The sequence below is a fragment of the Dyella halodurans genome, from assembly GCF_026283925.1.
Classification (GTDB): domain Bacteria; phylum Pseudomonadota; class Gammaproteobacteria; order Xanthomonadales; family Rhodanobacteraceae; genus Dyella; species Dyella halodurans.
Genome location: NZ_JAPDPF010000001.1, coordinates 721,150 through 740,506, shown reverse-complemented (window position 1 = coordinate 740,506; position 19,357 = coordinate 721,150). Strand labels below are relative to the sequence as shown.

At 62.9% G+C, this 19,357-nt stretch carries 16 protein-coding genes; 12 read left to right on the top strand and 4 right to left on the bottom strand.

The window, feature by feature from the left end:
* Positions 1–69: 69 nt before the first annotated feature.
* Positions 70–1,023, top strand: coding sequence for a LysR family transcriptional regulator (locus OUZ49_RS03270; RefSeq protein WP_266148505.1), 954 nt, complete (start codon positions 70–72; stop codon positions 1,021–1,023).
* Positions 1,024–1,080: 57 nt separating this feature from the next.
* Here OUZ49_RS03270 and OUZ49_RS03265 read toward each other — a convergent pair whose 3' ends face one another.
* Positions 1,081–1,569 carry a MarR family winged helix-turn-helix transcriptional regulator gene (locus OUZ49_RS03265; RefSeq protein ID WP_266148504.1) on the bottom strand — a complete coding sequence of 163 codons (489 nt, stop codon included), beginning with the start codon at positions 1,567–1,569 and terminating at the stop codon, positions 1,081–1,083.
* A 302-nt stretch (positions 1,570–1,871) separates the two neighbouring features.
* Here OUZ49_RS03265 and OUZ49_RS03260 point away from each other — a divergent pair, with 302 nt between their 5' ends.
* The 11 genes from OUZ49_RS03260 to OUZ49_RS03210 all read left to right on the top strand — a co-directional run bounded on the left by OUZ49_RS03260 (position 1,872) and on the right by OUZ49_RS03210 (position 13,317).
* Positions 1,872–2,318: an Ohr family peroxiredoxin gene (locus OUZ49_RS03260; protein WP_266148503.1), complete on the top strand. Its 447-nt coding sequence runs from the start codon at positions 1,872–1,874 to the stop codon at positions 2,316–2,318.
* A 379-nt stretch (positions 2,319–2,697) separates the two neighbouring features.
* The gene (locus tag OUZ49_RS03255; protein WP_266148502.1) at positions 2,698–3,147 is read left to right on the top strand and encodes an Ohr family peroxiredoxin; all 450 of its coding nucleotides are present in this window, start codon (positions 2,698–2,700) and stop codon (positions 3,145–3,147) included.
* 228 nt (positions 3,148–3,375) lie between these two features.
* The gene (locus OUZ49_RS03250; protein WP_266148501.1) at positions 3,376–3,627 is read left to right on the top strand and encodes a hypothetical protein; all 252 of its coding nucleotides are present in this window, start codon (positions 3,376–3,378) and stop codon (positions 3,625–3,627) included.
* Positions 3,628–4,186: 559 nt separating this feature from the next.
* Positions 4,187–4,534 (top strand): hypothetical protein, encoded by a 348-nt coding sequence (locus OUZ49_RS03245; RefSeq protein ID WP_266148500.1) that lies wholly within the window; start codon positions 4,187–4,189, stop codon positions 4,532–4,534.
* 247 nt (positions 4,535–4,781) lie between these two features.
* Positions 4,782–5,459 carry a VOC family protein gene (locus tag OUZ49_RS03240; RefSeq protein ID WP_266148499.1) on the top strand — a complete coding sequence of 226 codons (678 nt, stop codon included), beginning with the start codon at positions 4,782–4,784 and terminating at the stop codon, positions 5,457–5,459.
* A 145-nt stretch (positions 5,460–5,604) separates the two neighbouring features.
* Positions 5,605–6,447 (top strand): enoyl-CoA hydratase/isomerase family protein, encoded by an 843-nt coding sequence (locus OUZ49_RS03235; RefSeq protein ID WP_266148498.1) that lies wholly within the window; start codon positions 5,605–5,607, stop codon positions 6,445–6,447.
* Between the two features lie 536 nt (positions 6,448–6,983).
* Positions 6,984–7,430 carry an Ohr family peroxiredoxin gene (locus OUZ49_RS03230; RefSeq protein WP_266148497.1) on the top strand — a complete coding sequence of 149 codons (447 nt, stop codon included), beginning with the start codon at positions 6,984–6,986 and terminating at the stop codon, positions 7,428–7,430.
* A 577-nt stretch (positions 7,431–8,007) separates the two neighbouring features.
* Positions 8,008–8,712: an SDR family oxidoreductase gene (locus OUZ49_RS03225; RefSeq protein ID WP_266148496.1), complete on the top strand. Its 705-nt coding sequence runs from the start codon at positions 8,008–8,010 to the stop codon at positions 8,710–8,712.
* 76 nt (positions 8,713–8,788) lie between these two features.
* A complete protein-coding gene (locus OUZ49_RS03220) occupies positions 8,789–9,877 on the top strand; it encodes an alkene reductase (protein ID WP_266148495.1) in 1,089 nt (362 codons plus the stop codon).
* 198 nt (positions 9,878–10,075) lie between these two features.
* Positions 10,076–11,785 (top strand): thiamine pyrophosphate-dependent enzyme, encoded by a 1,710-nt coding sequence (locus OUZ49_RS03215; RefSeq protein ID WP_266148494.1) that lies wholly within the window; start codon positions 10,076–10,078, stop codon positions 11,783–11,785.
* 143 nt (positions 11,786–11,928) lie between these two features.
* The gene (locus tag OUZ49_RS03210; protein ID WP_266148493.1) at positions 11,929–13,317 is read left to right on the top strand and encodes an Hsp70 family protein; all 1,389 of its coding nucleotides are present in this window, start codon (positions 11,929–11,931) and stop codon (positions 13,315–13,317) included.
* A gap of 16 nt (positions 13,318–13,333) precedes the next feature.
* Here the strand turns inward: OUZ49_RS03210 and OUZ49_RS03205 are convergent, their stop codons facing one another.
* From OUZ49_RS03205 to OUZ49_RS03195, 3 genes are all read right to left on the bottom strand, one after another.
* A complete protein-coding gene (locus OUZ49_RS03205) occupies positions 13,334–14,098 on the bottom strand; it encodes a YybH family protein (protein ID WP_266148492.1) in 765 nt (254 codons plus the stop codon).
* A gap of 58 nt (positions 14,099–14,156) precedes the next feature.
* The gene (locus OUZ49_RS03200) at positions 14,157–14,795 is read right to left on the bottom strand and encodes a hypothetical protein (RefSeq protein ID WP_266148491.1); all 639 of its coding nucleotides are present in this window, start codon (positions 14,793–14,795) and stop codon (positions 14,157–14,159) included.
* A 247-nt stretch (positions 14,796–15,042) separates the two neighbouring features.
* Positions 15,043–19,350 carry a serine/threonine-protein kinase gene (locus OUZ49_RS03195; RefSeq protein ID WP_266148490.1) on the bottom strand — a complete coding sequence of 1,436 codons (4,308 nt, stop codon included), beginning with the start codon at positions 19,348–19,350 and terminating at the stop codon, positions 15,043–15,045.
* Positions 19,351–19,357 lie beyond the last annotated feature (7 nt).

Sequence of the window (19,357 nt, the reverse complement as noted above, 5' to 3'; positions counted from 1 at the left end):
GTTCGACGGCCCACGGTAGCCCCTGCGCTATTATTTGAATACGAGGCACATTCGGAACGGGCTGTGTAGATGAACTTAACAATCGATCGAACGCATCTGGATGGGCTCGTCATATTTCTGACCGTGGCGGAATGCCGAGGCTTCCGTGCGGCGGCCCGGCAGCTCGGAGTCACGCCGTCCGCGGTCAGCCAGGCGATACGCAGCCTGGAAGAACGGGTTGGCGCGCCCCTCTTCTCCCGTACGACACGAAGCGTGCGGCTGACCGAGGCGGGCGAACGCCTGCTCGCCCATGCGCGCCCGGCAGTCGACATGCTCACGGCAGGCTTGGACGCCGCCAGTGGTTTGGGTGGCGAGATTACTGGCCGACTGCGCATCAATATGCCCAGACCCGTCTTGCCCCTGCTCGTGAATCGCTTGCTGCCCGACTTTCTCGACGCCCACCCAAACCTTGAACTCGAACTGGTGGGCGAGGATCGACCGATCGACATCGTCGAAGAAGGTTTCGATGCGGGGATACGTCTCGGAAACTTCGTCCAGATCGACATGGTCGCGATGTGGCTGACGCCACCGGAACGCTTCGTTGTCGTTGGCGCCCCGGCCTTGTTTCGCAAGCATGGTCGGCCGGCGTCTCCACATGATCTGCAGAACTTCCGTTGCATCCTGCTCCGTCAGTCCGTGCGAGCACTTGATCATTGGCAATTCGTCGTCGATGGTGAGCGCATCACGGTGGGGGTCGATGGACCTCTCGTGATCAACGACATCGAGGCCTGCATTCGCTCCGCACTGCGAGGCGTCGGGCTCTTCCAATTGCCGCATTCGCTCGTGATGTCGCATCTTGAAAGTGGTGATCTGCAGGCCGTGCTCGAACCTTATTGTGACGAGGTTCCGGGTCTTTCCCTTTACTATCCAAGCCGAAGTCAGTCACTGCCAAAACTTCGTGCCTTTGTCGATTTCGCTACCCAGCGCATGCGCAGGGAGTTCAAGCCGGGCGATTACCTGCCGGACCCGGTGCCTCGCAAATAGCCAAGGATTCCGACAGAGCCGGATGTGCGGATCGCGCGGAGATATTCCGAACCACCCTCATGTCTCACGGCCGAGCGATTTGAGGAGGTTGCTCCGCAGCCCCACGATCTCCTTCTGAAGCGTGGCGAACTCCTTGGGGGTAAGGCCGACTGCATCATCCAGGTTGATGCTCAGCGCCTTCTCGCGAAGACGGCGCCCGCTCTTGGTCAGGTGTACGTGGACGACGCGCTCATCTTCCTCATTGCGCAAGCGTTCGACATAACCCATGGCCTCCAGCTTCTTGAGTATGGGAGTCAGCGTGTTCGACTCGAGAAACAACTTCTCGCCAAGCCCGCTTACGGTCAAGCCATCCTCTTCCCAGAGGGCAACGATGGTCACATATTGCGTGTACGTAAGGCCAAGCTCATCGAGGATGGGCCGGTACGCCTTGCCGAACGCCAGGTTTGCCGAGTAGACGGCAAAGCAGAGAAAGTCGGCCAATTTAAGATTCGGTTTCATGATCTTTATCTCGTCCGCACCCCACGGGGCTTCCGGTGGAGTATACATCGCATACGATGCAATCGGTAACGAGTCCTTGCTCCAGGCACCTCCCGTGCCAAAGGGCCGGAATGTGGGGCAAAAAAATATTTGCCAACTTCTATTGACTTACTACGCCTCCTGATAGATCATTTTTACATCGCATGCGATTCAAGCGCCTGCGATGCATGTGTGCGGGGCCTCCAGTCAGCGATCTTGAACTACCTTGAAAGTATTTCCTGGCGCCCCTATCCCCATATACATCGCATACGCTTTATTCGTGTGCGATTCGTTATCAAGCCAACCCAAAGACTTCCTGTGAGGAATTTGTTATGACCAAGATTCAAAAAATCCAGTACACCGGCCTGACCCACACCAAGATTAACCGTGACCCTGCCCTCCAGCGAGGCGAGCACGGCGTCGTCGACATGAAGCTGTCGACCCCAGGTGGAAAGAGCTATGAGTTCATCGCTGCCGAACTACACCCCACCGCCGAGCAGCTGTTCGCAGGCGCCTGGTCAGCTTGCTGGATCGCCGCCCTGGGTATTGCAGCCTCGCTGAAGAAAGTGACCCTGCCGGAAGACACCACGGTGAACATCCGGGTCAACATTGGCGAGACCGGTCCGGCGTGGTTCCTTGGCGCCAAGTTCAATGTCCGCATTCCCGGCGTGGACCAGGCCGTTGCGGAGGCTCTTGCCCATTCGGCTCACCAGATTTGCCCTTACTCCAAGGCGGTGGACGGCAATATCGAAGTCGACATGGAAGTGACCACGGTGTGAAGCATGGCCGAGCCGACTCGTCGAGCCATCAGCGGCGAATCGGCTCGCGGCCAACTTCGGTCGACGACGGATCTGCCTCGATAAAGCGACCTCCAAGAGTCGCCGTATGCAACATAGTGCCCGGGGCTTGTCCGCAGCATGGGCAGCAAACTCCCAGAGAGGACTGACGACATGAGTCGGATGGTCGTTGCCCCAAGTCGCTCCATGTCCTCTCACCAATGGACGGTTCTCTCATGAACATGCGGCCTGGCGTCAAGTTCTTGAGCGTTCTTGCCTCCGCATCCATCCGCCCACCCCATCAATGAGCAACTCTCCTCGATTGGGACCGGACGAACCGATTTATGTAATCCCCCCAAAAATCCCCTGTGAGAAATGAGTCATGATCAAGATTGAAAAAGTCCACTACACCGGCCAGACCTATACCAAGGTCAACCGTGACCCCGCTCTTCAGCGCGGCGAGCACGGTGTTCTCGACATTCAGCTGTCCGCTACCAAGGGTGGGGAGAGCTACGAGTTCATCGCCGCCGAAACTCACCCCACTGCAGAGCAGTTGTTCGCCGGCGCCTGGTCGGCCTGCTGGATTACGGTCCTGGGCATCGTGGCCCAGATGAAGAAGGTCGCACTGCCGGAAGACACGTCGGTGGATCTCCAGATCGACATTGGCGAGACCGGCCCGGCCTGGTTCCTTGGCGCCAAGTTCACTCTCAACATTCCGGGTATGGACCAGGCCATTGCGGAGGATCTCGCCCATTCGGCCCATCAGTTCTGCCCTTACTCCCAGGCAACGAAGGGCAATATTGAGGTCGTGACGGAAGTGATCACGGCGTGAGGCGCGGCCAGACCGGCTCGTCGCGCCATTAGCGACGAGCCGGTTCACGTCCGATCTGGAAGGCACTAATGCTCCTTCCTCTCCAGTCACCCAATGAAATCGAGGCCGTGGTCAACGAAGTCCCATGGCCCGTGCCGGAGCGACAACGTTCAAGCGCAGTGAAAGCATCAACGTCGAAGCCAAGGTCAAGGCCAACGCTAAGACAATCCTTCTTCTACAGGCCATGTCATGGACATCCATCCTTCCACCTACGCCCCCATCTCGTGCGAATTTCATGATCGCCTGGAGGGCATAGCAACTGCGCGCAAGCTTGCGCGGATCAGCTTTCTTGATGCCCAGGGTGTCGTGACCCATCGCATGACAACGATTGCGGATGTGTATGCACGCGGCGGAGCTGAGTATCTCGCGACGGGGTCAGGCGAAACCTTCCGTCTTGACCGCATTCTTGAAGTCGACGGCGTACGCCTACCCCGTGCTTGAGAAGATTCAGATGAAAACCCTCCCCTACGTGAATGCCGCCGTGCTCGCCATCGCCAGCGTCCTACTTCCCCAGCTGGACGCTCTGCCAGATGCCTATCGGTGGACACAAGCGAACCTCAGTTCCTGGTTGTGTTCGAAGAGGCTGGTTACAAAGGCCTGTCGGAACGTCTGATCCGAGTCCCCGTTGGGACGGCGTGGCGATGGTCCATATCAATCCAGCGAAAAGCTTTTGACCGTGCCGGAGGAACCGCCGGCCAGCCAAGTTAGCCCGACCGTTTTCGCAGTGAGCGCGCATGACGGCGCATACGTACAACGCCCTCCTCTCAGGCTCACTGATTTTTCGGTCTGACGCCGGCTCAATAAGCCACCCACCCCCAGGTCACTTCCCACTATTTACCTGACGGACAGGGCCAGCGTCGTGTGCGATGGTCGGCCGGTCGCTGTGGCTTTGGTTCGATGCCTCGTCACTAGCGACAGCACGGGAATGAAATAGCGCGGGCCGCATGAGCCACTAACTCACACGACCCGCTAACCACAACCAACTTCTAAGGAGTTGATCATGGCTACGCCAGATCATACGGAAAACGCGCAGGCTTCCCAGCCCTCGGACGCACGTCCCAGCAACCCACTTGGTCGTCCCTATTGGACGTTGACCCTCGCCGAGAACGCCAAGCAACGCCGGGCGGCGCGCCTTGGCGGCATCTGCCTTGGCATCCACGCCGTCTCGCGGATACTCGCCAACAGTGATGCGTTTCGTGAGTTGCAGACCACCTGCCAATCCACCGAGCCGGGGCATTGGCCGCTGCAGGGGGACATCACCGAGGGTCTGTTTGCCGCGTTGTATTTCCTGGGCGAAGAGGCCGAAGCGCTGACTCAGCCTTTGCCTGACCATCCCGCCTTTGAGTAGTAACACGCCGGAGAGAGGGGCGGCGGGAGCGCCGCCCCTTGCGTCGTCGCCGAAGTTCGCGTGCACCTTTCGTCTGAAGTCACTCGGATGCCATTAGCGAACACCGATTTCGCTGTGTGACGACGACCGCGTCATCTCGCTCACGCTACCCTCCGCCCGTTTAGGTTCACCACCAGGCGCCATGCACCCAGCCTGTTTGTGGTCAATCTCAATGGCCGCGATGCGGCCCAAGCCGTCGGAGGTTCACATGAGCAGCGCTGCCGTCGAGACCCCGCATGCGCGGGGCTTGGACATGAAACTCGAGATCGTGGTCATTCCTGTTTCGGACGTCGATCGCGCCAAGCGCTTTTACGGCGGCCTGGGATGGCGGCTGGATGCTGACTTCGCCTCGGACGATGGCTACTTTCGCGTTATCCAGTTCACGCCGCCCGCTTCCGGCTGCTCGGTCATCTTCGGCAAGAACGTCACCCCGGCCACGCCTGGTTCCGCGCAGGGCCTGTACCTGGTCGTCTCCGACGTCGAGGCTGCCCGCAAGGAACTGGTCGATCGCGGCGTGGCGATCAGCGACGTGTTCCACGACGGCGGTGGTGCGTATGCGGGCCCGGACCAGCCCTATCTGTTCGGGCGCGCCCGGGTTGGCGGGCTGGACCCCGAGCGTCGAAGCTATCGCTCGTTCGCCTCGTTCAACGATCCGGACGGCAATGGCTGGCTGTTTCAGGAGATCACCCATCGCCTGCCCGGACGCGTTGATACCGACGTCACCACGTTCACCTCGTCGAAGGAGCTCGCGGCGGCGCTGCGTCGGGCGGAGGCAGCGCACGGCGAGCACGAGAAGCGCACCGGCGGCCAACGCGATGAGAACTGGCCGGACTGGTATGCCGAGTTCCTCATACGCGAGCAGGCGGGACTAGACCTGCCCTTGTGATCCTCGTGTTGGATGCCTACGCCGACGCCATCCTGGGCACGGGTGGCGACGCAGCCCTCCTTGGCGTGCCCGACACCATGGCGGCCGGCTCCCGCGATCGTCTTGAACGCGAACCTGGCCCCAGCATCGTCATAGGTAATACGCCATGTCTGACCTTTCGCAATTCACTATTGACCGCACCTATTCAGGTCGCTGGACGATCACCTTCAGCAACCCGCCAATCAACATGTTTGTTCCCGCAACGATCGACGAATTGGGGACGCTGATGAGCGAGCTGGAGGCGGACTCCGCCGTGAAGGCCGTGGTGTTCCAGTCAGCAAATCCCGATTTTTTCATTGCCCATCTCGACGTGGCCAAGGCCGCGGAACGGCCGGCGGTGCTGGGCCAATGGCGCGACTTTGTGCTACGCCTTGCGTCGGCACCCGTGGTGAGTATCGCCAAGATTCGCGGACGCACGCGCGGCATCGGCAACGAGTTCGTGCTGGCCTGCGACATGCGCTTCGCCAGCCGGCAAAACGCCCTGTTCGGCAATCCCGAAGTGGGCGTCGGCCTGGTCCCTGGCGGCGGCGCGATGGAGTGGCTCCCGCGCGTGGTCGGCCGCTCGCGTGCACTCGAGATCGTGCTCAGCGGCGACGATTTCCACGCGGATATTGCCGAACGCTATGGCTGGGTGAACCGCGCGCTCGACGATGACGACCTCGACGCGTTTGTCGATGCGCTCGTCCAGCGCGTGGCCTCGTTCGACCGTGAAACGCTGGCCGCGGCAAAGGCGCAGATCAATCGTTTCGGAACGCCGACCGCTGCCGAACTACAGTCGAGCACCGACTTGTTCTTCACCACCCTCGCCTCACCGAGCGCACAGGCGCGACGCGTCAAAGTCCGCGGCATGGCTTACGGTGTCCTGAGCGACTTCGAATTGAATTTCGGCCGGTATCTCCCGGTGTTCGGACGGGCAGACGACGAAGGCCCGGATACGCCGTCCCACTGACTTGCGGCGTGGATTTGCGCACGCGGCGCTGATGTCGTTGAAGGTGACCTGACGGCCATCAGGTGGCCTCGCGCGTCGAATTGTTCTGACCTTCACTGCGGCGCGCGGTATTCACGGACAGCCGTTCGCTCGATTTCCTCGATGTCTTCCATGATCTGCCGGCATGAGGCGATGCAAGCGCGCCCTGCATCGGTTCGGACCAGTTTTCGCCCTCCCCGCCACACCACGCGGACCTTGAGTTGCTTTCCATTCCGACACGCGTCCATCGACGGTCGCCGGGAGCTAACGCAACGGCCGGCTGGCGGCGGAATGGCCGTCCGCGTCTCCCGCCGTCAGCAGCACCGCCATGGCTTCGAGTCGGCCCATGCCTCTCACCAGTGAGAGGCTCCCTCCCGAATTTGCCGTCTAGTGCCTTGAATTGAAAGGCTCTAGCCTCTCCATCCATCCGGTTACCCGATGACAGAGCAACTCCCCTCCGTTGCGACCGGCCACCACTTCACGCATCCCCCCAAGAAATCCCCTGTGAGGAATGAGTCATGAACAAGATCGAAAAGATTCGCTACTCCGGCCTGACCCACACCAAGGTCAATCGTGACCCCGCCCTTCAGCGTGGCGAGCACGGCGTGGTCGACATCAAGTTGTCGGCCGCGGGTGGCAAGAGCTATGAGTTCATCGCCGCCGAGCTGCATCCCACCGCCGAACAGCTGTTCGCCGGCGCCTGGTCGGCCTGCTGGATCACCGTCCTGGGTCACGCCGCTTCGATGAAGAAGGTCACGCTGCCGGAAGACACGACGGTCGACGTGCAGGTCAACATCGGTGAGAACGGCCCGGCCTGGTTCCTTGGCGCCAAGTTCACCGTGCGCATGCCGGGCCTGGACCAGGCGGTTGCGGAAGCTCTCGCCCGTTCGGCTCACCAGATGTGCCCGTACTCCCAGGCGGTGAAGGGCAATATCGAAGTTGCCATGGACATCATTACCGCCTGAAGCAAGGCTGCGCCGGTTCGTCGTGCTCTCAGCGACGAACCGGCGCACGGCCGACCTCGGCTAATCGAACCTGGTTGTCGTCTATCTCAAAACCGACGCCATCTTGAGGGTCTGCGATCCTGAGCGCGAGCGGCGACTAGGACATCCACCGCGCACTCGACATCATGGCGATCGGCGGTAATGGCGCCCTGCTGCGGCGAGCGATGAACATGCAGTCGACCGTGTCCAAGCCGGTGTTGACCATGGTCTACGAGCTTCAGTTCGTTGCTCTGGACAGCTGATTTGCGCGGCGGATGTCGCCACGGTGCATGCCGCCGCCGACAGAAATGCCGTGGCTTCAAGTCCAGCCGCACCCTTTCATCGGTGGAAGGGTGCCTCCCGAAATTGCTGTCTAGTGGATGGGCCTGGAAGGGTCTACTTTTCCCATCCATCCCGAATGCCCATGCAAGCACCGTTTCATTCGGCAACACACAACGCATCGAGGCGGGGCCCCGGCTCATCTGGCAGCCGGCAGCGCGAAAGGCCAAGCCGTCGTCAAGATCAAGTGAAGCAGTCTTTCCCACTCCTGGAGTCTCTTATGAAAATCAAGAACGCCACCGTCCTTGTCACTGGAGCCAATCGCGGGCTCGGCCTGGCATTCACCCGCGAGCTGCTCGCCCGCGGCGCCCGCAAGGTCTACGCCGGCGCACGCGACCCCGCAACCATCACGCTCCCGGGCGTCCAGCCCCTGCAACTCGACGTTACCAACCCGGCCGACGTGGCGGCCGCCGCGGCACTGGCCTCGGATGTCACCCTGGTGATCAACAACGCCGGCATCACCCAGCTCGGTGGCTTTCTTGCCGCGGACAGCGAAGACGTCACGCGACGCATCTTCGAAACCAACTTTTTCTCGATGTTGCGCATGAGCAAGGATTTTGCGCCGGTGCTCAAGGCCAACGGCGGCGGCGCCCTGCTCAATGTGTTGTCGGTCGTCTCATGGATCAACAGCGGCTCGATGGCCGCCTATGCGGCGAGCAAGTCGGCCGCGTGGTCGCTCACCAATGCCTTGCGCATCGAACTGGCGGCGCAGAAGACGCAAGTGACGGCGCTGCACATGGGCTTTGTCGATACCGATCTTGCGAGTGCGTTCGATGCGCCCAAGTCCAGCGCCGAGGAGATCGTCAAGCGTGCGCTCGATGGACTCGAAGCAGGCCTGGATGAAGTGCTGGCCGATGAACGCACGGTGCAAGTAAAGCAAGGCATGGCGGCAGCCAGAGCCAGCTATCTGCCGCAAACCTCCTGAAGCCGGCACCCGATGGCCGGGGCCGCCCCGGCCAACCACAGGTTTTAGAACATTCAGCACTGGCTGAGGAGCCGTCATGCTTTTCGAATCTCTCACGACCACCTCATTTGAGCTCGCCAATCGCGTGGTCATGGCGCCGATGACGCGCAGTCGCGCCGACGTTGCCAACACGCCTGGCGCGTTGATGGCCGAATACTATGGTCAGCGTGCCTCGGCGGGCCTGATCGTCACCGAGGGCACGTCACCATCGCCGAACGGCCTGGGCTACGCACGCATTCCCGGCCTCTTCAATGAGGCGCAGGTGCGTGGGTGGAAAGCCGTCACGGAGGCGGTCCACGCCAAAGGCGGCAAGATCTTCGTGCAGCTGATGCACACCGGCCGCGTGTCCCATGTGGCGAACCTGCCTACCGGTGCGGAAGTGCTCGGCCCGATGGCCGCGGCCAGCCCCGGACAGATGCACACGGACTCGCTGGGCATGCAACCGCGCAGCGCGCCGCGCGCCATGAGCGCGAGCGACATCGCCCATGCCGTCGATGAATACGCGCAGTCCGCTCGACTCGCCATCGAGGCGGGATTCGATGGTGTCGAGCTGCATGCCGCCAACGGCTATCTGGTCGAGCAGTTCCTGAACGCCAATGTGAATCAGCGCAGCGACGCCTACGGTGGCAGCATCGACGCTCGCAATCGCTTCGCCCTCGAGGTCGCCCGCGCCACCGTCGCCGCGATTGGTGCCCATCGCGTCGGCATCCGGCTATCGCCTTACGGCGTGTTCAACAGCACGGGCGCGTTCCCGGAAGTCGAGGCCCAATACCTGACGCTCACCCGGGAACTGTCGACACTGGGCTTGCTCTACCTCCATGTGTTGGACCATTCGGCCATGGATAACTACATGGGCGCGCCGCCCGTGCCTGCCGCGTTCAAGTTGCAGTTGCGCGCTGCGTTCCAGGGCTTGTTCATTCTTGCAGGCGGCTTCGACCGTGCCAGCGCTGAAGAGGCGCTCGCGGCTGGCCACGCCGATCTCATTGCTTTCGCACGTCCGTTCCTCGCCAATCCGGATCTGGTCGAGCGCATGCGGACGAATGCGACGCTGAATATCGCCGACATGGCAACGCTCTACACCCCCGGGCCGAAGGGTTACACCGACTATCCGGCACGCGCGGCCTGATGGGCTGCCTCGGCGCAGGCGTTCCGCTCAGCGCCATCTCGGGACAGAGCTCACTGTCCACCTAATGACGACGCCGGCACGAGTAGCGTCTCCGCGGCAGCGCAACGGGGCCTGGCCATGAGGCCAGGCCCCGTCTCGCCTTGAGCCCGCCGGCACCTCCTCGGGACTACTCCAACACGTCATTGCGCGGAGCAAACCATGAGCAAGAAAGTCGCCGAAATCATCGTTGAAGTCCTCGAGCAAGCCGGTGTCAAACGTTGCTACGGCATCGTCGGCGACACCTTGAATCTGATCGCCGAATATCTCAACAAGAGCTCGATCGAATGGGTGCATGTCCGTCATGAGGAAGCCGGCGCCATCGCCGCCGGCACCGAGGCACTTTTCACCGGTGAATTGACTGCCTGCGCGGGAAGCTGCGGTCCCGGGAGCTTGCACTTCATCAATGGGCTGTATGAGTCCAATCGCAATCGCTCACCCATGGTCTTGATCGCCAGCCAGGTCTTGATGGGCGAGATGGGTTTCGAGTTCATCCAGGAGGTGGATTTCCAGTCCGTATTCAAGGAGTGCTCGGTCTTCTGCGAGATGATTCTTACCCCGGAGCAGGCCCGCAAGAAGGCCGTCATGGCGTGCCAGGCCGCCATCACCAGGCGCGGTGTCGCCGTGCTGATCGTTCCCGTCGACATTTCGCACGGTGAAGTTCATGAAGACTTTCCGTATCGCGTCCACTCCCCGCGTCCGACCATTCGCCCCAACGACAATGAACTCGCGGGTATCGCCAAGATCCTCAATGCCGGCGAAAAGATCGCCATCTATGGCGGGTCCGGTTGCGAAGACGCCTTGAGCGAGATCCTCGCCGTCGCGGAACGGCTCAAGGCACCCATCGCCCATACCTCGCGAGCGAAGAGCTTTCTTGAGCACGACAACCCCTACAACATCGGCATGACCGGCATTCTCGGCAATGAGGCTGGCTACAAGGCCGTCCTGGAATGTGACACCCTGCTCCTGCTGGGAGCCGACTTCGCCTGGCGCCAGTTCTACCCCGACAAGGCCGACATTGTTCAAATCGACATCGATCCCACCCATCTCGGTCGGCGTCATCCTGTGGCATTAGGTGCCGTCGGCGATATCAAACCCACCCTGCTCTCCCTGCTGCCTCTTTTGCATCAAAAGACCGATGACACCTTCCAGAAAACCTATGTGCATCGCTACCACGAACTCATGGCGGCCTGGAAAAAACAGGTGGGGCCGGGTCGTAACGACACCATCGCCGGGTCGTACCTCACCACCCTGGTCAGCGAGCGCGCGGCGGACGACGCGCTGTTTACCGGCGACGATGGCACGCCGATTTTCTGGGCGACGCGCTGCATCGACACCAGGGGCAAGCGCCGCGTATTTGGCAGCCTCCTGCACGGCACCATGGCAACTGCACTGGCCGGCTCGCTTGGACTGAAGAAGGCGGCGCCGCAGCGCCAGGTCATCGCGCTCTGCGGCGACGGTGGTTTGTCGATGCTGTTTGGTGAATTGCTGACGACGATCCAGGAAGAGATCCCGGTCAAGATTTGCGTCTACGACAACAGCAAGCTGGGCTTTGTCGAAATCGAACAGATGTCGGAAGGCATGCTCGACACGTTTACGCGCATGAAGAATCCCGACTTCGGCAAAGTCGCCCAGGCCATCGGCCTTTGGGGCAAGACGGTCAGCAAGGCTTCGGAACTGGAAGCGGCCATCGACGAGTGGCTCGCCCAGCCCGGGCCGGCCCTGCTCAACGTCGTGGTCAATCCGCTCGAGTTGTTCAAGCCGCCGTTCATCGAGCCCAAGGCAGTCATGGGCATGGCCTTGTATTCCACGCGCGCCATTCTTCAAGGACGCGGCGCGGACGTCGTGGAAATGATTCGCGAGAACCTCTGAGATCGTCGCAAGCACGTGCCGCGGGGCCCTGGGTGCACACCCGGGCCCCATGGCGGCGAAGACGGGCCGAATCCGCTCGGTTTGGGCAAATACCCGCGCAGCCGTCATAATGTCAGGTTGCCACCCCGCAACCTCGTGACCTCATGTATATCGGTATCGACTTCGGCACCAGCTATTCGGCCGCCGCGGCCATCATCAACGGCAAGTTGTGCATGGTCCGCTTTGGCGAGGCCGAGCAGTTCCGCACGGCCGTGTTCTTTCCCGAATTGGTGCCGGATCCCAATGACTTCGCGCTGACGCCAGAGCTGGAAGCCCAGCTTGAGGCCCAGCTGCGCCTGGCCCGTACCCAGCAGCGCCAGCAGGCCGCTGCGGCAGCGGCACGAGGACAGGCGCCGGTGTCGCGCAGCGAGGACGAGCTGCGCCACGAGGCCCTGCGCGTGGTGCGCCGGCAGTGGATGGAGGACCAGACGCGCGAGGCCACGGCCTCGGTCGCCAGCTTCCAGCATGCGCTGTTTGGCGAGGATGCGGTGGAAGGTTATCTCGACAGCGGTGGCGGCAACCTGATCGAGTCACCCAAGTCGATGTTCGGCTATCGCCTGGACCCGCAAGTACGCAAGGTGATCGTGCATATCGCCACGCATATCCTGGAACACATCCGCCTGACCGCCAGCAAGCAGTTTGGCGTGCCGGTGCGCGGCGCCGTGATCGGGCGACCAGTGGAGTTTCGCAGCTCGATGGGGGCGCAAGGCTCGGAGCAGGCAATCGAGATCCTGCGCGAGGCGGCCGCGGTGGCCGGCTTCGACCATGTGATCTTCCTGGAAGAGCCCGCCGCCGCAGCCATGCATTACCACAAGAGCCTCGAGGCGCGGCAGCATGCGCTGATCGTGGATATCGGCGGTGGCACCACCGACGTGGCGCATGCGGAGCTCGGCGGCGGCGTGGCACCGAATATCGCGCGCAGCTGGGGCCTGCCCAAGGGCGGTACCGACCTGGACGTGAGCGTCAGCCTGCACAGTTTCATGCCGCTGCTGGGCAAGGACACCATACGCGTGCCGCAGCACCAGTTCGTGGAAGCGGCCAGCGTGCACAACCTGCCCAAGCAGCGCGAGTTCCGCAAACAGAACTATCGCCTGGTGCCCGCGCCCTATGGCGCACGCCTGCGCGCCTTGCAGGAACTTGGCGCCACCACCCGCCTCAACCAGGTGGCCGAGCGCACCAAGATCACCCTGAGCGGCTCGCCGCATTACCGCGCCGAGCTGGACTTCATCGAGCCGGGCCTGGCGGTGGAAGCGAGCAGCGAGGATTTCAACACCGCCATCGAGTCCTTCCTCAACCAGCTCGAGCGCACACTGGCGACCGTACGCGGCGATCTGGACGCCCTGCCTGCCAGCGTCTTCCTCACCGGCGGCACCTCCCGCTCACCGCAGATCAAGGCGCGCGTGGAAGCATCCTTTCCCGAGATACCGCTGGTCCAGGGCGACCCCTCGCTGGGCGTGGTGTCGGGCCTGGCGGTGGCGGCGAGCGAAATCTAGTCCGCCCTGCCACCCATCATGGCCGCGCGACGGGCGGCAACGGCATCGGCGGTCCATCGATCCAGCGACTGATCTTCCAGCTCTGATCGGGTTGACGACGCCAGACTTCATAACTGCGAAAGGTGTCGACCTTGTCCGGACCACGCGCTGACGTTGTCGTCTCGGTCCAGGTGTCGCGAACGACGGCGAGCGAACCGTCGACGATGACTTCGTTGATGGTCAGCCCAAACGTCGTCTTCGGCGGTTGCGGCGGCCGCTTGGCGAACTCGGCTTCGCGCTGATAGGTGTCGTCGGGACCGCTTGCTGGCCAACCGATCACATCGGGCGCCCAAACCACCAGCGCCGCTTTCCAGTCGCCGCGATTGGCGGCCTCGGTCCAGTGTGCCAGGGCGGTGCGAATGTCTTGTTCGGCAGCCGCGTTGACGGCCGCTGCGTCGTCCGCTGCCTCAACGCTGCCAGATGCAACGAAGGTCAGACCCACCGCTAACAACATCGCCGCTCGCATGGCACACCTTCCAAGCATCGCTAGGCCATTAGCGTAGGACTTGCATGGCCGAACGGCGACACTGCCAGAAGGTGTATGACATGCCATGGCGCCGTCGAAGAGCCGCTCGGTCCTGTCCCTGCGGCAGACATTCGATGGCGCAATCGGAACACGAACCATCGCCAGGCAAACAATGCATGCGGCGGCTTGCTCGTACGCGTCCCTCAGCCACTCCCGCGTACCCGTGGACGGTACGCGGAAGTGCAAAACATCAGGGATGAAAGTCACCTCGGGCATGCACGGGGATAACCAGCGCGGTTCATGGGCTTGCGCGAGACGTCCCAAGCCGGCCGTGTCAGTTCACATTGATGCGGGTAGCGCTTACCGTGCCGCCGAGATGCATTTGTATCGTGGTACCGGTGGCATCGTACTGATCAATCGTCACCGTGCCGCTCAGCTTGTTGCCGGTGTAGTCGACCTGCACCTGCTCACGGATGTTGGCGGGTCCCACGAAGGTCTGGCCGGTGGGGTCCCACGACAATGCGTAGTGATTGAGTTTGTAGCCGGTCTTGTAGCTGTAGTTCCATGTGCCCATGCAGAAACTGCTGGTGATCGGCGGTTTCCCCGAATTCATGATTTCGGTGCCGTCGCTGTGCCAGGACTGGAAGCCGGCATCGAGCTGCGCGCCATCAGGAATCTTGTAGGCGCTATTGCCCAGGGACAGGAAGGTGAATTTCCACAGTCCCACGACCGCCTGCCCCGGCAGGACACTGGCCTGGCTGGTCTGGGCCAGGCTTTGCAGCCGATCGGTCAGCTGCAGTGCCGCGGCCACATCGGCCATGCCGCTGGCCTTGGATGAAACCACCGCAAGCGCGGATCCATTGCTGAAATCCATCTCGGGGACACCGCAGCTCGCGCTCGCAGGCGCTGCGATCAGACATCCGAACATGCCCATGGCCACCGTCGCCAGCATCACCGTCTTTTGAGTGTTCATCGATCTTCTCCATTGCGTCATTTCTTTGGAAAGGTCCCGATGGTCCGCAGGGCCAGGACGCCCTGGGGAGAAGGCTTGCTGCACTGTCTCGGGATGGCAGTCGCATCGACGGCTACCAGGGAAAACCAAAAGGGTGTCGTACTGCCTTCACCTCTTGAATAACGGCTTTCGAGCGCGCGATTACAGGGCAAGGCAGGAAGAGGCAAGGAGAGTGGTGACCTGCCACGGAACGACCCGCTCGCCAGACTCAGCGCTGCATGGCTTGGTGAGCGGCGGGACGCTCAATGGTGATGGCGTAGAACAGCGGCACGCTCCAGGCGACCTCAGTGCTTTCCACGCTGATACTGGCCAGATCCTTGTCGGGTCGCGGGTTGACCAGGCGCACCTCGTCAACCGGGTGGACGTCTTCCAGCAAGTACTCCCCTGGAAAGACCGCAGGAAACCATGCCAGCAAGGGCGATTTCCACGGCGCGTCGGGAAATAGATGAAAGCCCACGGCCTGGTTGACGTCGCGAAACTCGAGGATATCGAGCGCGATGCTGCTGTGGTCCTTGAAATGGAGTCGAAGCCGAGCCAGCGGCTCCGGCTTGCGCGAAGACGCTCGCGAGAGCATGGTCATGAGCAGATGAAACGTGGTGACGCGCCCATTGAGCGGAATGTCCACGGCGCAAGCCGTCGCATTGGCGACAAACGCACCGTGCGAGCACGGCCGGTTGGGCGCAATGATGCCGCGAACGTCGTAGTCGACGCCCAGGTAGCGCTGCGCGCCCAGCGGCATCTCGGTGAAGTCCACGCTCTCGTAGTGGCGGCCCATGCCGAACAGATTGATGAAGTTGGCGTTGTAGGTCGCCGACAGATCCAGTAGCTCCGGGCCCAGCGTGGGATCGCGGGCCACGCCCCCGATCTGCTCATATTCCTTGGCCATCAGCGGCAGCGGCGCGGCGATAGGCGCCGACGTGGGCTTGTCGTTCAGACGCAGTGCGGCGCGCATGCTGGTCACATCCGCAGCGGCCGCCTGCGCATTGCCGAGCATGAAAGCAGCTTCGCGCCGGATATCCGGCACCGGCCTGCCATCGCTGGGCAGATCAAAGACCAGCCAGTGACCATAACGCGTGGCCGCCAGAACGCGCGCGCCATCCGGGCTGAACGCGATATCGCCGATGCCATCGTTAGTGACCAGCGGCACCCGCATGGGTGGTGTCATGGCCTGACCGGTACGCCCATCGACCACGATCACCCCATCACGCAAGGCGATGGCCAGACGCGCACCACCGGCATCGAAGACCGCATTCATGGATCGCAGTCCTGGCAAGCCTGGCAAGGGCTTGCGCGAACCATCCGGCAGGATCAGCTCGGGCGCGCTGCCGACGACGGCGACGGTGCCATCGGGTGCCACTGCGATGGGCACGTTCCTGCCGCTGGTCGACTGCCGCCGGATAAAGCCGCCGGTGGCCACCTCCCAGGTAAACACGGTGCGGACGCCAGCGCCGCCGTTGCCGGGATCGTCGAAGCAGACCAGGTGAAGAAATCGGCCATCGCCTGACGGGAACAGGCGCTCGATATCGCCATCGCCCGCGCTCTGCTCGCGGCACGGCGATTTGACGATCGTGCTCAGTGGCCGCCACGAGACCGCATCCAGGGTGAGGACACCAGAACGCTGCCAGGCCATCAGCTTCGATCCATCCAGCGACAGATGCCAACCGAACGACACGTTTGGCAATGCCCTGGCCGGAGCGATCGGCGTGCCGCTGTGCAGATTCCACAAGCGCACCACTTCGCGAGATGCGCCTGCTCCGTCTTCCAGGTAACTCACGGCGACGCGGGCATCGTCGCCACTGATGGCCAAGCGCAATGGCGTCGCCGCAAGCTCAAGCGCCCGGTAACGCTGACGCCCGGCAGCGAGGTCCCATACAAACAGTCGATGACCGGACACCGTCACCAGCGTCCGACCGTCGTGGGTGAGCGTGGTAAAGCTCACCGGCCCCGGATGGAGCAGTGCTGGCGATGTGGGCTGTCCGGTGTCCACGTCGACCACGCGCGCCGTCGCCCCCTCGATGCTGACCAGGTGGCGACCATCAAAGCGCAGCGCATCGACTCGGTTCGGCGGGCCGCGGGCCGCGCGCAGGGCGCCCGCGGGCAAGCGCCACAACATCAAGCGCCCGTCTTCACCGCCGACCGCCAACAGGCGGGCAGCCACCGCCACCTGCGCGTCATAAGGCCCACCACCACCATGCAACACCATCCAGGGGCTTAGCGCGACGGGTGATAGCTGGTCATCCGCAGGCACCTGCCAAAGTCGTTCCCGATGCCCCCAGTCCGTACCCACGGAAGTCAGCAGGACGCGCGACCGTGGATCGGCGGCCAGCCGCATGATGGATTCGCTTTCATGCAGGCCCGCGCTCTGCGCCTCCAGCGTGTCCATCCGCCAGAGTCGAGCGTCGCCCCGGGTGCTTCCCGCCACCAGCCACTGATCATCTTCAGTGAAGGCAAGCCAGCCGATTTCACCTTCGCTGTTCGGCTTGAGCGTATGCAGGAGAACGCCACTGCCGGCATCGATCAGATAGACGTCGCCCTGGGTGTCGCCCAGCGCGAGCAGGCGCCCATCCGCACTGAACTGCCAGGCGAGAAAACCGCGGTCTTCGGGGAGGCGATAGGTATGCAGTACCGCCAGGCTCGCCGGGTCCCGCAACTCAACCCGCTTCATATCGCCTGTGCTCGCCAGCCGCGTGCCATCCGCGGCAGCGAGCCACGCGGGATTGACATGGGCGAACGGTACCAGCGGCCCCAGCGGCGTCCAGTCGCTGACGCGCCAGGCTTGCGCCTGGAAGCTCGTGTTGCGCAGCACGGCATAGGAGCCGTCACGGCTGAAGGTGGCATCGCGAAAATCAGCGAACGCCGCCGGCGGTGTCACCGCCCGGCCATGCTCCACGTCGATCAGGAAGCTGTTCATGCCGGCAGGATGCGCCACGGGATCTGGCCACCCTGGCCACGGCGGCATGCCGGTCAGATAGCGGCCATCGGCACTGAATTGCAGCAGGAAAACCTTGCGCAAGACCTGTCCGGGCGTATTCAACCAATGGTGCAAGGGGCTGGTGTCCAGGCTCCACAACTGGCGACCCGTACTGGTATCGAACAGGGCGACGTGCCCATCCGCCGTACCCGCGGCGACGCGCGAGCCGTCCCGGCTGAGGGCCACGGACTCGACCGGCGCGCCCAGCGGTATCGCATCGATCAGGCGCGGCGAAGACGCCAGCAAGGCACCCAGGCGCTGCCGCGTCACGCCCGCCTGGACCTTCGCGCCGCTGGCCTCCTGTTCCTGAAGGTTCGCCAGCAGCAAGGGCATGGCCTCGAACCCGTCGCCGGACTCGTAGTGCCGCCATACGCCCTCGACACGTTCGTGCCAAAGGTTGTTGCGCGCCACCGACGCGTTGCGTTCAGCGCGCCGCCATTCGAGCGCGCTCACCAACAAGCCCGCCAGCAGGACGAGTACGGCGGCCGCAATGGCCATGGCCAGGGGAAGTTCGCGCCTGGCCAGCCGCCACCAGCGGACCGGCGCAGGCAAGGGTCGCGCCCGCACCGGCCGATGCGCCAGGAACCGGCCCAGATCGTCGGCGAGGTCCCTGGCCGAGGCATAGCGATGCTCAGGCCGTTTGGCGAGGCACTTTAGACAGATCGCCTCAAGATCACGCGGGACCTCGGCGCGAAGACTGCGCGGAGGCACGGGTGACTCGGCCTTGACCCTGCGCAACGAATCGTTGGCATCGCAACCGACGAACGGCGGCTGTCCTGTGAGGCCTTCGTACAGGACGGCGCCCAGCGCATGGATATCCGTGGCGACACCAAGCTCCTGCTGCGCTCCCTGGGCCTGCTCGGGTGCCATGTAGCTCGGCGTGCCGCGCACTTCATCCGTGTTCTCGGCGACGCTTTGGTCGAGACGCCGCGCCAGGCCGAAGTCCGCGATCTTCGGCGAGCCAAGATCGTCCAGCAGGATATTGTCCGGCTTGAGGTCCAGGTGCAGTACGCCCAGCTGATGGGCGTAGTGGACGGCGTCCGCCACCGTGCGCAGCAGCGCCGCGACCTCGGCCATCGGCATGGGATGCGGACTCGCCAGGCGCTGGGCCAGGCTTGGACCGTTGACCAGCTCCATCGAGTAGTAGGCGATTTCCTCGTGCACGCCAATGTCGTGAATGGTGACGATGTCGGGATGCTGCATGCGGGCGGCGCTTTGTGCCTCGATGCGAAAGCGCGCGACGAAATCCGGATGCGCCCAGACGCCCGCCGCCAGCAATTTCAAGGCGACCTCGCGTTCGAGGCTGCGCTGGCGGGCGCGATAGACGATACCCATGCCGCCCTCGCCGATCTTTTCCAGCAATTCGAAGTCGCCGAAGACGCGCTGCTCCGGATCAGTGAGATCGAACTCCAGCGATGAGGCTGGCGCCCAGGCGAGATGCCGCGTGATCCCCGCCTCGCGGGTGCCAAACGCCAGCTCGGCCAGCGCGATGTACTCGAGCGCGCTTGACGCTTCGCTACGGGATCGATCGACCGGCGTTGGCATGCGTGAT

Bases quoted from the DNA above. Each gene is read 5' to 3' on its own strand.
- OUZ49_RS03265 (WP_266148504.1), bottom strand. From the start codon at position 1,569: ATGTATACTCCACCGGAAGCCCCGTGGGGTGCGGACGAGATAAAGATC.
- OUZ49_RS03230 (WP_266148497.1), top strand. From the start codon at position 6,984: ATGAACAAGATCGAAAAGATTCGCTACTCCGGCCTGACCCACACCAAG.
- OUZ49_RS03200 (WP_266148491.1), bottom strand. From the start codon at position 14,795: ATGAACACTCAAAAGACGGTGATGCTGGCGACGGTGGCCATGGGCATG.
- OUZ49_RS03270 (WP_266148505.1), top strand. From the start codon at position 70: ATGAACTTAACAATCGATCGAACGCATCTGGATGGGCTCGTCATATTT.
- OUZ49_RS03215 (WP_266148494.1), top strand. From the start codon at position 10,076: ATGAGCAAGAAAGTCGCCGAAATCATCGTTGAAGTCCTCGAGCAAGCC.
- OUZ49_RS03210 (WP_266148493.1), top strand. From the start codon at position 11,929: ATGTATATCGGTATCGACTTCGGCACCAGCTATTCGGCCGCCGCGGCC.
- OUZ49_RS03240 (WP_266148499.1), top strand. From the start codon at position 4,782: ATGAGCAGCGCTGCCGTCGAGACCCCGCATGCGCGGGGCTTGGACATG.
- OUZ49_RS03255 (WP_266148502.1), top strand. From the start codon at position 2,698: ATGATCAAGATTGAAAAAGTCCACTACACCGGCCAGACCTATACCAAG.
- OUZ49_RS03195 (WP_266148490.1), bottom strand. From the start codon at position 19,350: ATGCCAACGCCGGTCGATCGATCCCGTAGCGAAGCGTCAAGCGCGCTC.
- OUZ49_RS03220 (WP_266148495.1), top strand. From the start codon at position 8,789: ATGCTTTTCGAATCTCTCACGACCACCTCATTTGAGCTCGCCAATCGC.
- OUZ49_RS03225 (WP_266148496.1), top strand. From the start codon at position 8,008: ATGAAAATCAAGAACGCCACCGTCCTTGTCACTGGAGCCAATCGCGGG.
- OUZ49_RS03205 (WP_266148492.1), bottom strand. From the start codon at position 14,098: ATGCCCGAGGTGACTTTCATCCCTGATGTTTTGCACTTCCGCGTACCG.
- OUZ49_RS03235 (WP_266148498.1), top strand. From the start codon at position 5,605: ATGTCTGACCTTTCGCAATTCACTATTGACCGCACCTATTCAGGTCGC.
- OUZ49_RS03250 (WP_266148501.1), top strand. From the start codon at position 3,376: ATGGACATCCATCCTTCCACCTACGCCCCCATCTCGTGCGAATTTCAT.
- OUZ49_RS03260 (WP_266148503.1), top strand. From the start codon at position 1,872: ATGACCAAGATTCAAAAAATCCAGTACACCGGCCTGACCCACACCAAG.
- OUZ49_RS03245 (WP_266148500.1), top strand. From the start codon at position 4,187: ATGGCTACGCCAGATCATACGGAAAACGCGCAGGCTTCCCAGCCCTCG.